Origin of the sequence: Corynebacterium sp. HMSC065D07, assembly GCF_001810695.1 — a bacterium.
Classification (GTDB): domain Bacteria; phylum Actinomycetota; class Actinomycetes; order Mycobacteriales; family Mycobacteriaceae; genus Corynebacterium; species Corynebacterium hesseae.
This window is the reverse complement of sequence record NZ_KV802432.1, coordinates 13,796-27,755: the sequence shown is the minus strand read 5'-3', so window position 1 is coordinate 27,755 and position 13,960 is coordinate 13,796. Positions and strand designations below refer to the sequence as shown.

11 protein-coding genes and 2 pseudogenes are annotated in these 13,960 nt (G+C 59.6%); 3 read left to right on the top strand and 10 right to left on the bottom strand.

Annotated features, from left to right (window positions below):
• The 9 genes and pseudogenes from HMPREF2760_RS03295 to HMPREF2760_RS03255 form a co-directional block, all read right to left on the bottom strand.
• Positions 1-453: a CGLAU_01105 family protein gene (locus HMPREF2760_RS03295; RefSeq protein ID WP_070521169.1), complete on the bottom strand. Its 453-nt coding sequence runs from the start codon at positions 451-453 to the stop codon at positions 1-3.
• Between the two features lie 15 nt (positions 454-468).
• Entirely contained in the window at positions 469-1,803 is a 1,335-nt protein-coding gene (locus HMPREF2760_RS03290; RefSeq protein ID WP_070596618.1) for a DUF445 domain-containing protein, read from the bottom strand.
• 115 nt (positions 1,804-1,918) lie between these two features.
• Positions 1,919-2,410, bottom strand: coding sequence for a hypothetical protein (locus HMPREF2760_RS03285; protein ID WP_070596617.1), 492 nt, complete (start codon positions 2,408-2,410; stop codon positions 1,919-1,921).
• Positions 2,407-2,715: a phage antirepressor KilAC domain-containing protein gene (locus HMPREF2760_RS13050; protein ID WP_246823612.1), complete on the bottom strand. Its 309-nt coding sequence runs from the start codon at positions 2,713-2,715 to the stop codon at positions 2,407-2,409. The genes HMPREF2760_RS03285 and HMPREF2760_RS13050 overlap by 4 nt, the downstream gene beginning before the upstream one ends.
• Positions 2,716-2,788: 73 nt before the next feature.
• Positions 2,789-2,947: pseudogene (locus tag HMPREF2760_RS13045) on the bottom strand (BRO family protein); the annotation flags it as partial.
• A gap of 854 nt (positions 2,948-3,801) precedes the next feature.
• A complete protein-coding gene (locus HMPREF2760_RS03270) occupies positions 3,802-4,173 on the bottom strand; it encodes a hypothetical protein (protein WP_070596615.1) in 372 nt (123 codons plus the stop codon).
• 47 nt (positions 4,174-4,220) lie between these two features.
• Positions 4,221-4,970, bottom strand: coding sequence for a succinate dehydrogenase/fumarate reductase iron-sulfur subunit (locus HMPREF2760_RS03265; RefSeq protein WP_070534020.1), 750 nt, complete (start codon positions 4,968-4,970; stop codon positions 4,221-4,223).
• A complete protein-coding gene (locus tag HMPREF2760_RS03260) occupies positions 4,970-6,991 on the bottom strand; it encodes a fumarate reductase/succinate dehydrogenase flavoprotein subunit (protein WP_070521219.1) in 2,022 nt (673 codons plus the stop codon). The genes HMPREF2760_RS03265 and HMPREF2760_RS03260 overlap by 1 nt, the downstream gene beginning before the upstream one ends.
• A gap of 15 nt (positions 6,992-7,006) precedes the next feature.
• On the bottom strand, positions 7,007-7,762 hold the full coding sequence (locus HMPREF2760_RS03255; protein ID WP_070521222.1) for a succinate dehydrogenase cytochrome b subunit: 756 nt from the start codon (positions 7,760-7,762) through the stop codon (positions 7,007-7,009).
• 401 nt (positions 7,763-8,163) lie between these two features.
• Between HMPREF2760_RS03255 and ramB the strand changes: the two genes are divergently transcribed.
• Positions 8,164-9,570: an acetate metabolism transcriptional regulator RamB gene (ramB, locus tag HMPREF2760_RS03250; RefSeq protein ID WP_070596614.1), complete on the top strand. Its 1,407-nt coding sequence runs from the start codon at positions 8,164-8,166 to the stop codon at positions 9,568-9,570.
• 375 nt (positions 9,571-9,945) lie between these two features.
• Here the strand turns inward: ramB and lpdA are convergent, their stop codons facing one another.
• Positions 9,946-11,358, bottom strand: a complete 1,413-nt coding sequence (lpdA, locus tag HMPREF2760_RS03245; RefSeq protein WP_070596613.1) for a dihydrolipoyl dehydrogenase — start codon at positions 11,356-11,358, stop codon at positions 9,946-9,948.
• A gap of 647 nt (positions 11,359-12,005) precedes the next feature.
• On the opposite strand from lpdA, the gene HMPREF2760_RS03240 reads away from it, so the two are divergent.
• Together HMPREF2760_RS03240 and HMPREF2760_RS03235 are read left to right on the top strand one after the other, a co-directional pair.
• Complete coding sequence (locus tag HMPREF2760_RS03240) at positions 12,006-13,442, top strand: alpha/beta hydrolase (RefSeq protein WP_070563589.1); 1,437 nt, start codon at positions 12,006-12,008, stop codon at positions 13,440-13,442.
• Between the two features lie 37 nt (positions 13,443-13,479).
• Positions 13,480-13,960, top strand: a pseudogene (locus HMPREF2760_RS03235) (esterase family protein); the annotation flags it as partial.

The following is a 13,960-nucleotide window of genomic DNA, read 5'->3' as shown; positions in this document are numbered from 1 at the left end:
TTAGTTCTCGTCAACGACTTCGCCGTCGATGACATCGTCGTTCGGCTTTGCTGCATAGGGGTTGCGCGGGCTCTGCGGCTCCTGCGGCTGCTGACCCGCCGCGCGCTGCTCCTTGGCGTTGTTGATAGCGCCCTGAACTCCCTCACGGGTCTCATTGAAGGCGGTGTTGAAATCCTCACGAGCCTTCACGAAGGACTCCGAATTGCGGGTCTCGCGTGCAGCGGAGGACACAGACTCCCCGATGTTCTTGGCCGTGGAGGTCACGCGGTCAAAGAAGGACTCTTCCTTCGCGGTGCCATCACCCATGCCCGCCGCATCAGCGGCGCGGGCAATGCGTTCCGCCTGCGCGTTCTGGGCCTGGTTCTGGCGCTCTTCCTTGAAACGGCCACCAAAATCCTTGGCCACATCAAAAGCAGAGGAACCGGCATTCTTGATTGAGTCAAATACGGACATGGTCGTCACTCCTTGTTAGACGCCAAAAAGCAGATGATTAACAGTGTAGATAACCAACCCAGCCAGTGCACCCACGACCGTGCCGTTGAGGCGAATGAACTGCAGGTCCTTGCCCACCATGAGCTCGATATTCTCGGAGGCCTCCTGGGCATCCCAGCGCTTAATGGTCTCCGGGATAATCGCGATGATCTCCGGTGCGAACTTCTCCACCGCGTAGCGCGCGGCCTTGTCCACGAACGCATTGGCCTGGGCCAGGAACTCCGAATCTTCCAGCAGGCGGTGCGCCAATTCTTTCACCTTGGCGGTCATCTTCTGGCGCAGGAAGGACTCCGGGTCGGTGAGCTGTTCAATGAGCGTGGAGGAGACCGTCGCCCACATTGCCGCCGGGGCCTTCTGCGCCTGATCGGAAGTCAGCATTTCCTGCTTGATTCCCTCGATGCGCCCGCGCATATCTTCATCCCACTGCAGGTCCGAGGACAACTTGGACAGGTTGCGGCGAATGGCCAGGCGGGCCTCGTGGTTGCCGTTGCGGCGGACCTCATCGGCGAACTCCACGAGCTCGGCGTAGACCTTCTCCCCCACCATCTCGCGGGCAAAGCGCGGCGCCCAGCCGGGCATGCGCTCATCGATGGCGGTGACCACCGTGGATTCCATGCCGAGGATCTTTCCGTGCGCCCAGTCAATGAGGTCATCTTCCAACGGCCGCGCCTTGCCTTCCGCGATATAGCCCTCCAACAGACGGCCCAGCGGCGGGCCCCACTCGGGTTCTGCCAGACGGTCCATGACCTGGGTGCGGATGAATTGCTCTGCCTCCGCCGGGTCTAGGTCCGCGACCACGCTGGCGGCGCGCTCACCAATCCACGCGGAGACCTCCTCCGCCCGCCCAGGCTCCACGCCCTGGCGCGCCAGCCACAGCGGTAGCTCCGCCTCCCGCACCTTGGCGCTGAGCGCATCCGCGGTGAGGAAGTTCTCCTCCACGAAATCCTTGAGCGCATCACCCACGCGGTCCTTGTTGTTGGGGATGAGCGCGGTGTGCGGGATGGGCAGCCCCATCGGCCGGCGGAACAGCGCGGTCACGGCGAACCAGTCCGCCAATCCACCGACCATTCCTGCCTCCGCCGCCGCGCGCACGTAGCCCACCCAGACGGGAGCCCCGCTTGCCGACGCCTGCCACCACGAGCACCCCAAAAAGATCACCGCCGCACCAATCAGGAAGGACAGCGCAATCGCCTTCCAGCGGCGCAGGTCCGCCCGGCGCGCCTCCTGGTTTCCTGGCTGCGGCACAAACGACGTCTGCGACGCCGACGTTTCCCGAGCCGGCTCAAGCCCTGCGTCTGCGCGGTGCGTCATGGGTTGGTTCTCCTTGGGTCTGCGTAATGATGGGGAATAGTGAATCCATCAATCAACATTAGTGGGCGTACCGGACACATTCGATAGCCACCAACACTAAGATCGACTCCTAGCTTTATGAACGCCTGCCTGCCGAGGGCCCGTTTGTGGTTCCGTAGATGAACCGTCCGGCATCCAACGCCTGCTGATCAAAGAAACCGAACCTAACCGCCAGCACGCCTTTCGCCTTCTGGTGATTACGGGAAGTGGCGGTCATGAACACCACACCCGCCATCAACTCGGCGAGCTTCTCCGGTGTCACCCAGTTGGATGATTCCTCGGTGTGGTCGTTGTCGATGTCGATGTCCATCACGACACAGTCCGAGGAAATGAAGCTCGCAGACGAGCGCCGGTCGTTGGTGTAGGCGGCGGCGACGTGATCCAACCTGGCCACCTGCTCCAGCCCGGCTTGGTCGGTGATCTGGTGGTGGTTCGGGATGTCCATCTGGTGAGCCCAGTCGATCTCGGCGCGCTGAATCGCTTTCAGCGCCCGGTAGCAGGTCGGGTCGGGGTATCCTTCGACGTTCTTCTTCGGTATTCCGATATCAAGAAGCGCAGTGGTGGTCATCTGGCGTCCTCGCCTTCACGCTCGACCACCGGCAGCAGGCCACGGATGTTCTTCAACAGATCATAGATGAACAGGCGGCCTTTCTGCGTCCAGTACATGCGGGTGCAGGTCTTGCCCTCGTCGTACTCGTACGTCTTGGACTGGGTGTAACCCTTCTCAGCAAACTTGGCGTAGAGGAACCAACGCCCGGACTGGTGAAACTGCACCTGCTCTCCGCGCAGAATCTGGTTGAGCTTCTTCGCCGACAGGCCGTAGTCCTTGGCGATCTCGGTGGTAGTGATAAGCGACGGCGACGCCAGCACCACGTCGCAATAGGACACCTTCGCTGATGAACCTGACCTGCTGGATGCCACCAGGCTTTTCAAAGGGGTAGTGATTCACGACCCCCTTGCAGTGACGCACCAGGGCATCTTTCGTGTTGGCGTAGCCGAGAGCGGTTGCCACGTCCTTGCCGTAGAACAGGACCTGCCCGCCCGAGGTGATGGTTCGGATCGTACCGAACTCGTGGTTGGTGAACGCATGTAGCGCGGTAGCCATGATCGACGTCTTTTCCAAGAGCCGGGTAGACAATCGCGGGCACGAAATGCGCCAAGCTCTCACCTGTCAGGCACGGCAGGCACCGAAACCGGACACGGTGCGAGGAAGGCTCTCGCCCCATACGCCCCCGAGCACCGACAAATCCGGACGGGTCAGAAGGCACACTGGTGTGTGAACGTACCGATGGCCCCGTGCCCCGTGCTCTTGCTTCGGCGTCATCAACCAGGTAGCTTTGCAATCAACATGACCGGTTCCGCTGCCCGCCTCGGTGGGAGTCCAGGGCCGGTCTTCGTTTTTGTATCAAACAGGGGTGCGCGTGGAGCAGGTGAAGCAGTTCAAGACCTACGGTGAACAAACACCGAGCCCTAGCCGGGATCAAAGGCTATGAAACCGACCTTGTTAACTTGCCTGCTAACGAGGTAATTGGATATTACCGCAGGTTATTCAACATTGAGAAATCGTTTCGGATGTGGAAATCAGACCTGAAAGCACGCCCAAACTACGCCAGGAAACAAGACTCGGTCACCGCACATCTCAACATTGGTGGCGAAACCATCCACGCCGCCGTACCACTACCCCCGGAAATCCAAACCCTCGTCAACACCATCACCGCCCCAACCCTTCGGCACTAATTTGAGCCAAGTCAGGTTAGTGTTCGCGTCGCTCCCTGCGGCGCCATTCACGCGTATGGCGCCGTAGGGGCGTCGTCAAGCGCCCGCTCCCCCTCACCCTGCGCATCCATCCCAAACGCCAACAACCCCAACCTCCTCACATGGTCTCCCATGTGTGTTTGGAGGTGGGGGTTGTGGTGGTGTCAGTACAGAAACTTAGGCGTTCAACGTCCTAGGAGGTGCCTAGTTGATGCGGCCGGTTTCCTTGCGGTACTGGCGGTAGTAGCGGCGGCCGAAGTGGACGGAGCTGACTGCCAGGATGGCAACAACGACGAGCGCGATAGCGCCGACGATGATGTTGATTTGGTAGTCAGCACCAGCGGTGCCCTCCGGGTAGAGCCACGTACCGAGGCCCCAAATGAGGATGCCGGCTGCCGGCAGGAGCGAGAGAATCAGGCCCATGCCCACCCAGGTGGAGGTGCGCAGCAACGAAGAGTGCGGTGCACCGTAGGATACGGGCTCGTAGCCCTCGATGTAGGAGTCCTGGATCTTGCCGGAGAACTCCGGGTAGGTCTCGCTGTGGTGATCAGCTACTGCCGGGTTGAGGTCGCTCATGGCTGAAACTTTCTCTCGTTCCTGTTAATCCTGTGAATGACTATAGCTTAGTCGTCCTTGCCGCGGAAAGCAGCACGTGCACGTTCGCGGGTAACCGCGGAAACCGCGGTCAGCGGCACACCAGCCGGGCACACATCAGCACACTCGCCGTAGAGCGAGCAGTGGCCGAAGTTCTGCTCCAGATCGTCCACCATGTTGCGTGCGCGGCGGCCACGCTCTTCCTTGCCCAGCGGCATGAGGGAGAGGTGAACCAGCTTTGCGCCGGTGAACAGGTGGGCAGCACCGTTCGGGCAGGATGCCACGCAGGCACCGCAGCCGATGCAGGCAGCGTGATCCAGGGCGTACTCGGAGGTCTCGTGGTTGATGTGCAGGGTGTCAGCATCCGGAGCGGTACCCGCATCCATGGATACGTAGCCGCCCTGCTCCATGACGTGGTCCAGCTTGGAGCGGTCCACGATCATGTCCTTGATCACCGGGTAGGCAGCGGAGCGGAAAGGCTCCAGCTTGATGGTGTCGCCGTCCTTGAACTGGAACAGGCGCTGCTGGCAGGCCGGGGTGTTCTGGCCCGGGCCGTGCGGGCGGCCGTTGACCAGAAGGCCACAGGTACCACAGATGCCCTCACGGCAGTCGGAAGCGAATGCGAACGGCTCCTTGCCGGCCTCGATGAGGCCGTCGTTGACGTGGTCGAGCAACTCCAAGATGGACATCTGCTCGGCGGCGTCGTCAACCTGCACGGTTTCGAACTTGCCTTCTTGCGTCGGTCCGGCTTGACGCCAGATCTCAAGTGTCAGTTTCATTACTTGTAGTTCCTTGTCATCAGCGGGATCGAATCAAAGTACAGCGGCTCGGCGTGGCGGATGAACTCGCCCTCAGCAGCGCCCGGCTCCCATGCGGAAACGAAGCACCAGTTCTCGTCATCACGCTCGGCCTCGCCGTCCTCGGAGAGGTGGTCATCACGGAAGTGAGCGCCACAGGACTCGTCGCGGTCGAGAGCGTCAATGCACATGAGCTCGCCCAGGTCGATGTAGTCAGCAACACGCAGACCGTACTCGAGAACCTGGTTCATGTCATTGGCGTCGCCAGTAATGCGGACGTTAGCCCAGAATTCCTTGCGCAGTGCGCGAACCTTCTCGATGGCAACCTTGAGGTCCTCGACGTTACGGGACACGCCACAACCCCAGTAGAGGATGTCACCCAACTGGCGGTGGTAGTACGCCGGGCCGTGCGGATCCTGCCCCTGGATGGACATGAGGCGGTCGATGCGAGCCTGTGCGCGAGCAACAGTCTCGTTGGCCTCTGCCGAGTCCTCAGCCAGCTTGGCCTCACCCAGGTGGTGGGCCAGGTAGTTCGGGATGGTGAACGGCAGGGTGAACCAGCCGTCGACGGAAGCGGACAACAGGGAGTTAGCACCCAGACGGTTCGCACCGTGGTAGGTCCAGGAGCACTCACCGGCGGCGAAGAGGCCGTCGATGGTGGTCATCTCGTTGAAGTCCGTCCACAGGCCGCCCATGGTGAAGTGGCAGGTCGGAGCGATACGCATCGGGGTCTCATAAGCGGACTCACCGATGGCCTCTTCGTACATTTCGATGAGGTTGGAGTAGCGCTCGCGGATCTTGTCCTTGCCCAGGCGCTCGATGGCGTCGCGGAAGTCCAGGTACACGGAGTTGTGCAGCGGACCAACGCCCAGACCCTTGTTGATCTGCTGGGAGATGGCGCGGGAAGCCACGTCACGCGGGACGAGGTTACCGAAGGCCGGGTAGCGGCGCTCCAGGAAGTAGTCGCGCTCCTCTTCCGGAATCTCATTGGCAGGACGGTCATCCTTCTCCTTGATCGGAGACCAGATGCGGCCATCGTTACGCAGCGACTCGGACATGAGGATGGTCTTGGACTGCCACTCGGAGTTGACCGGCAGGCCAGTCGGGTGGAACTGGATGAATGCCGGGGAAGCCAGGTAAGCACCGTTCTCGTACGCACGCATCATGGCGCCGGCGTTCGAGTTCTTGGCCAGCGTGGACATGTGGTAGACGTTGCCGTAACCGCCGGTACCGAGGATGACTGCGTGGCCGGTGAAGGCCTTGAGCTCGCCGGTGATGAGGTTGCGGGTCACGATGCCGCCGGCGCGCTTCTTACCACCGTCGGTGTAAGTGATGATGTCCTGCAGGTCGTGGTGAGCGAAGAGCTCCACGTTGCCTAGGCCAATCTGGCGGTAGAGCGCAGACGTGGTGGACAGCTGCAGCTGCTGGCCTGTTTGGCCACGGGTGTAGTAGGTACGGGAGACCTGCACACCACCGAAGGAACGGGTAGCCAGGGTGCCGCCGTACTCGCGAGCAAACGGAGCGCCGATGGCGTTCATGTGGTCGATGACGCGGATGGACTCATAGGCCAAGCGCCAGCAGTCGGACTCGCGGCAGCGGTAGTCACCACCCTTAACGGTGTCCTTGGTGTGGCGGTAAGCGGAGTCGTTATCCACCTTCTTGTGGCGGGAGGAGTTCACACCACCCTGCGCAGCAATGGAGTGCGCACGGCGCGGTGAATCGTGGTAGGTGAAGACCTTGACCTTGTAGCCCAACTCGCCGAGAGCAGCGGCGGCGGAACCAGCGGACAGGCCGGTACCGACAACGATGATCTCGAACTTGCGGCGGTTCAGCGGGGAGACGAGCTCCATGTGGTCCTTCTGGTAGCTCCACATGTCCTTCATCGGGACGCCGTGCGGCTCGTGGGACTCCAGGATGCGGCCCGGCTTAACGCCCGGGACGATGGACTGCGGGTGCGAGAAGTCAGGGTGCTCGCGCTTGAGTTCAGTGTTCGCGTTAGTCATGGGTTCAAAACTCCTTTAGCTGACCCAGCCCAGGGCGACGGACAACGGCATAACAATGTTTGCCAGGCACACGACGGCCGGGACGATGTACGCCAGGACAACAAAAACCTCGCGCCACTTTGCACCGGTGATGCCCAGGTCAGAAGCCGCAAGGCGGATACCGTGGGTCAGGTGCAGGAAGAGGCAGAGCATGGCGACGATGTAGACGATGGTCACCGGCCAGCGCGAGAAGGTTGCGATCATGTTGGCCTTAACGGCACCGTGAGCAAAAGCTTCTGCTGCAACCGGCTGGACACCAATCGTCAGGTCCAGAAGGTGGAAGATGATGAACAGGAGAAGCACGACGCCAGTAACCAGCATGCTCTTGGTGGCAAAGGAATCCATGCCGCCCATCAGGTTCGTGCGCTTGAACTTGCCGCGGGATGCCTTCGAGCGAGCAGTCAAAGCAAAAGCGCCGTAAATGTGAGCGATTACGCAGGCCAGCAGGACGATGCGAATGATCCACAGTGCGTGACCGCTCGGGATCAGTGGCTCACCAAGATTACGCAGGTAAGCGCCGTAGGCATCGAGAGCTTCCTGGCCGTCGTGAGCCGGCAAGTAAAGCTTCAGGTTGCCGGCCATGTGTCCCACAACGAAGAGCGCGAAGAACAGACCGGTAATTGCCATCGTCAGTTTCAAAGCCCAGGACGGAATTCCTGGCTTAGGACGAATCGTTTCATTAGTAATACGGCCGTGAGCGAGGGCTTCACGGTCAGGATTTTTTACAGACATGACACCTCCATTGTCGCCCTTACCTTACGCAGACCTTTGCGCTGACCACTAGTTATATCTTTGCTTTGCATACCCCCTCCCCCTCCTATGGTCCCCGTATTTAAACGAGTTAAGGCAAGGATCACCTTAGGCGCCACACCTCTTTGACCGCTCTACCTTGATCACTTCCTTTTACGCAATATTGAGCTTGCGAAAACATTTCACGGATGAGACTTTTGTCACAGGGTGTGGCCTGAGTGACGACCCTACCCCTTTAGGTGTCAAACTTTCGCTTGGTATACACCCCTATCGCCCGCTCGGCACCCCGCCAGCACCCCCACTTCGCAGCGGAGTTAAAATACTTCACACATTCCTTGCAAAACAATTGTTATGACCGAAAGGCACTAGGTAACCTAGCTCACATGAGCAAGACATACGTGGGTTCGCGCCTGCGCCAGCTGCGCCGCGAACGTGATCTCAGCCAAGCTACTCTCGCCGCTACGCTGGGGCTTTCAGCTAGCTACGTCAATCAGATTGAGCATGACGTGCGCCCCCTTACCGTCCCGGTCTTGCTGAAAATTACTGAAGCCTTTGGTGTGGATGCCACGTTCTTCTCCCGCGATGATGATTCACGTCTGCTTGCGGAAATCCAGGATGTCGTCCAAGACCAGGAAATCTGCCCCTCCCCCGTGGAGCTTCAGGAATTGTCCGAATTGGTCTACAACCACCCCACCGTCGCCCGCACGCTCGTGGATATCCACCGCCGCTACCGCAATATTCGTGACAAGCTCTCGCTCGCCACCGATACCCGACGCTCGGACGGGAACCAGGCGCTGTCCATGCCTCACGACGAGGTGCGGGACTTCTTTTATGCCCGGCAGAACTATCTCGACGAGTTGGATATCCACGCAGAGGAAACTGCCGCGGAGATCAACGTTATCCCTTTCCACATTCGCGACATTGAACAGGCACTTAATGAGCGGCTCACTTCCAAACACGGCGTGGAGATTCTCACCACCGATCGCATGGATGGCACCCTGCATCGCTTCGACAAGGAGAGTGGCACCCTTCGCCTTGCCAGCCGCCTGAGCGTGGGCCAGCGCGCCTTCCGTATGGCGGCAGAGTTGGGTTTCCTCGAGGCGGGCGCGCTAATCGACGCCCTCGTGGACGAAGAACCCTTCACCTCGGACGCCTCCATCAACCTGGCCAAGCGTGGAATTGCTAACTACTACGCCGCCGCCACACTGCTCCCCTACAGCCTCATCCACAGTGAGGCCGAGCAATCCGGGTATGACGTGGAGTACCTCTGCAACGTCTTTGGCGTGGGCTACGAGACAATTGCCTCGCGCCTCTCCACGCTGCAGCGCCCCAACAAGCGCGGAATCCCCTTTACTTTCGTGAGGGTTGATCGCGCCGGCAATATGTCCAAGCGCCAATCGGCCACGGGCGTACACTTTTCCAATTCCGGCGGAACGTGCCCGCTATGGAACGTGTATGAGTCCTTCGCCCGCCCCAACACCATCTCGCGTCAGCTGGCGCAGATGCCGGATGGCCGCAACTACCTCTGGATTTCACGGACGGTGAGCTACCCCCAGGGCCGTTTCGGCGATACCAATAAACTCTTCTCCATCGGCCTAGGCTGCGAGGCGCGCCACGCCAGCCGCACAGTCTATGCCCAAGGCCTCAACCTCGACGCCCTGTCTGCCGCAACCCCCATCGGCGCCGGCTGCCGCACTTGCCCTCGCCAGAATTGCGCTCAACGCGCCTTCCCGGCCATTAATGAAGAGCTGGTGGTCGACGCCCACCGTTCCGCCGTCGCACCGTATTAATCGGGAGCAATAACCAGGCAGTTTTCCGCTCTGGCCCCTACGTTTACCCCTATACCACCCTTTATATATTGCCAATAAAAAGCATTGTAATGGTTTTGGCTAGAAAAATTCATGGATTTTCCAGGGTTTGCTTGCTTATGGTGGGACGTGAACGATATCCCCTATCGAAAGGATTACCATTATGAGCAGCTTCGCTGGAAACTTCCTGGGCCAGATTCAGGGCCTTCTTGTATCCATCGTCAACGCACCGTTCGTTCTGTCCTCCAAGCTCTTCAGCTAAAGGAAGTAGCGCCACGGCACTAAACCAACGCTCCCCCTCAATCCCTTTGCCGGGATTGAGGGGGAGCGTTCTTGTTTTGGCTTCTCGCCTTGGCCTTAGAGGTTAATCATGTGGCCGCCGATACCCTCGGCAGCTTCCTTCATAGCCTCAGACAGCGTCGGGTGAGTATGAATGTTGCGTCCGATTTCCTCAGCGGTGAGGTCGAAGCGCTGCGCCAGGGTCAGCTCCGGCAGCAGCTCGGAAACGTTGGAGCCCACCATGTGGCCGCCGATGAGCTCACCGAATTCGCCGTCAGCAATAAGCTTGACGAAGCCCGCGGTCTCATTCAGGCCGGCCGCCTTGCCGTTAGCGGAGAATGGGAAGGTAGCGACCTTAATGTCGCGGTCAGCGAACTTCTCACGAGCCTGCTCCTCGGTGTAGCCGAAGGAGGCAACCTGCGGGTTGCAGAAGGTGGCGCGTGGCATATTCATGTAGTCACCCAGCAGCTGGGTCTCAGCGCCGGCGATGACCTCAGCGGCCACGACACCCTGTGCCTCAGCCACGTGTGCGAGCTGCAGCTTCGCGGTGACGTCGCCAATGGCGTAGATGCCCTCAACGTTGGTGCGCATGTAGTCATCGATGGCGATGGCGCCGCGCTCGGTGAGCTCAACGCCGGTGTTCTCCAGGCCGAAGCCCTCGGTACGCGGGGCGAAGCCAATGGAGACCATGCAGCGGTCCACAGTCAGCGTATCGGTCTTGGAGCCGTCCTTGGACTCAACCTCAACGGTGACATTGTCGCCATTGTCCTTGATGGCGGTGGTCTTGTAGCCGGTCAGGAGCTTCACGCCGAGCTTCTTGTATTCCTTGGCGATGGCCTTGGAGACATCCTTATCCTCGTTCAGCAGGACGCGGTCCATGAACTCCACGATGGTCACGTCCACGCCGTAGTTGGCCAGAACGTAAGCAAACTCCATGCCGATGGCGCCTGCGCCAACGATCACCATGGAATCCGGAGCCTCATCGTTGAGGATCTGCTCCTCGAAGGACACGATGTTGCCGCCGATTTCCACGCCCGGAAGGGAACGAACGACGGAGCCGGTGGCGATAATGCAGTTATCAAAGGTAATGGTCTTACCCTTGTCATCACCCTCAGTAATCTCGATGGTCTTGGCGTCCTTGAAGGAGCCCAAGCCATTGATCTCCGTAATCTTGTTCTTCTTCATCAGGTAGTGCACACCCTTGACAATGCCCTCCGACACCTTGCGGGAGCGCTTGTGTGCAACTCCGAAGTCGAAGGAAACATCGCCGGAAATACCGAAGGCCTTAGCCTCATGGTTGAAGGTATGTGCAACCTCAGCATTCTTAAGAAGAGCCTTGGAGGGGATGCAGCCCACGTTGAGGCAGACACCGCCCCAGTACTGCTTCTCAATAACGGCAACCTTCTTGCCCAGCTGGGCAGCGCGGATGGCGGACACGTAGCCGCCGGGGCCCGCGCCGAGTACTACAACGTCAAAATGTTCATTAGTCACGTTCTACAGGATACGTAACTTTATGCTCGCTGTCCCACCACCCCCGCCCTGCACCCGCCGGACAGCCCATAGCAGTCAGGATGCTTTAAACACCTTCGGGCAAAAATCAACCCTTAACCCCCAAGAAGGGGATTAAGGGAAAGAAAACGAGGGCACAGCCCTCAACAAACTATTTAGAACAGGCCCCAGTCCAAGGCAGCCTTCGAGGAGGTGGAGGAGCCAGAGTGAGCGATCTGGCCCAGCACCTGGTTGATGGAAACGAGGATGGTGTCAAAAAAGTTCATTCTTCTTCTTTCTGTTGTTGTTCTAGCGGCGCGTACGGCTTCATGCGGCGCCCTCCAGCGAGGCCACGGCGATGCAGGACGGTCGCCGCCAAAAGCGGTCACGGTACCTAGCCCCACTAACGAAGGAGACGGCCGTTGCGTTACATAGCCCACGAATAGGCACGGAAAGATTATGACACGGTTTTCACTTCAATACCACCATTCACTTTTATAACTTGGTATGTTTAGTCTGACTGCCCTTATCTTCGGGGGTGCTGGATTACCCATCTATCAGCGCTTTTGCCCATGTCAAGGGTGGTTTGTCCGGAGCATCTTTTAAACTTGCCCCTACACTTCCGCTCATCACTTAGAAAGCGAGATTCCATGAAGATTGCGCGCTCTCTCACGACGCTTGCGGCGGCCTCCGCCTTAGCCCTCGGCGCCGTCGTTTCCCCTATCGCCAGCGCATCCGACGTTAAACCGGAACAAATCAGCGGTGAGGCTACACCGTCCGATATTTCCGAGCTCGACCTTTACACCGAACTCGAGGAGTACCTGCCCAAGGATGAGGCCGGCAACCCATCGCCGTCCCGCGAACAGTATGAGGCTTCCTTCGACAAGCAGGTCACCTTTAAGAACGTCGACATCAAGAAAATCCCGGACAACAAAAAATGGATGGGCTACGTCTTCAAGTACTGGGATTACCGCCACAAGGTCAAGACCATCAAGGCCACCGCTCCTGCAATGGATAACCGCGACGTCCCCCTCGCAGTGATCACCCCGGACGGTACCTTTGATGCTTCCCGCCCGACCCTCTACTTGCTCAACGGTGCCGGCGGCGCCGAGCAGGGCATGGACTGGATTGTCTCCACCGTGGCCAAGGACCTTGATCCGAAGACGGAGAAGACTCAAGACCTCGTTCACTACTACGCCAACCGCAACGTCAACGTTGTCATCCCGCAGGCGGGCGCTTTCTCCTACTACACCGACTGGCTGACTACACCGGACCGCAGCTACCTCAAGGGCCCGCAGAAGTGGGAGACCTTCCTAACCAAGGAGCTTCCTGGCCCGCTGGAGAAGCACATTAACGGCAACGGCAAGCGCGGCATTGCCGGCATGTCCATGTCCGCTACCTCCTCGCTGGTGCTGGCCCAGCACAACCCGAACTTCTACGATGCCATCGGCTCCTACTCCGGTTGCGCTGCTACTTCGACGCCGCTGCCGAACTTCTACTCGCAACTCACGGTGAACCGCGGTGGCGGAAGCACCGAGCAGATGTGGGGACCGATGGGCGGTGACTACAACCGCTACAACGATGGCCTCATCAACGCCACGAAGAACAACATGGGCAACTCCAAGGTCTACGTTTCCGCCAACTCCGGTTTGGCTGGGGCAACTGACTTGGGCTCGTCCAAGATTGATGCCTTGGGCTCGTCCCAGGCCTTCAAGTCCTCCTCCACCCTCGTGGTTGAGGGCGGCGTCATCGAAGCAGCCATGAACGCCTGCACACATGACCTGAAGGCAAAGATGGAGCGCGAGGGCGTCGACGCGGTCTTTAACCTGCGCAACACCGGTACCCACTCCTGGCCGGGCTGGTTGGATGACGTCAACTCCTCCTGGCCTACCTACGCACGCGCCTTTGGCCTTCCCGTCGATCCAGCTGAGCCTGTAGCGACTGCGTATTCAGCAGATGCGGATTCGGACGCTAACGAAAAGGCCGCCGATGCCGATAGTCAGGATGCGAAAAAGGCGGAGGCGGAAGCAGACACCGAAGGCCTCGCTGATTCCCTGCCAGAAGATCCTGCGGTGACCGAGCAGTAAGCTCAATCGCCGTACCAATTGTTGAATAAGGAACGTAATGAAGCGTCTTAGCTCTCTCCTCGCCGCCGGCGCGCTCAGCGCAGCCGCGCTGGTCAGCCCCGTTGCAGGTGCTGCCACCATCACCCCGCAGCAGGTTGCGGGTGACACTGCCCTATCCACCATCTCGGACCTGCAGGTCACCCCGGAGGTGGAGAGCCAGAAGTGGTATGACCACTACAAGGATGATGCCCGCGTTCTCAAGCTGGAAGCTACGTCGCCGGCGATGAACGGCCGCGCCATTCCGCTGGCTGTCATCCCGGCCAAGAACCCGGACCGCCCGACGGTCTACCTGCTCAACGGCGCTGGTTCCGCCGAGCAAGATTCCGACTGGCTGTACATGTCCGATGTCGTGGATTTCTACGCGGACAAAGACGTCAACGTTGTGGTTCCGCAGGCAGGCGCCTTCTCCTACTACACCGACTGGCTGGAAGAGCCCAACGGCAAGTACCTCAAGGGCCCGCAGAAGTGGGAGACCTTCC